This window comes from Pseudomonas sp. F220 (assembly GCF_057813935.1).
Window position 1 is genome coordinate 1 of sequence record NZ_JBVASJ010000184.1, and the last position, 281, is coordinate 281.

1 pseudogene is annotated in these 281 nt (G+C 54.8%); it reads right to left on the minus strand.

Annotated elements, in window-relative coordinates:
• Positions 1-82: 82 nt before the first annotated feature.
• A pseudogene (locus tag ACZYSM_RS29565) lies at positions 83-281 on the minus strand (2,3-diketo-5-methylthio-1-phosphopentane phosphatase); the annotation flags it as partial.

Sequence of the window (281 nt, forward strand, 5' to 3'; positions counted from 1 at the left end):
GTAGTGAACTGTGTCGCCGTATGAGCAGTACTTGGCTTCTTTATCCAGAAGAACCTGGTCTTCGGGAGTAGCGATTCGAATATCAGACATGATGGAAGAGTTCCTGTTTTTCTAAAGAGTGTTCAAGCGAGAAGGAGGTGGCGTTGGCGGCGCTGCCGATCGGCAGTTGGGCCAGCAATGCGGGGAGTTCGGCGAAGGCGTCAAAGCTGGCGTAGGCGATGCCGTTGCGTTCGCAATGTTCGGCCAGGCGATCCTTGGCGAAGACGAAATCAGCGTTGGAG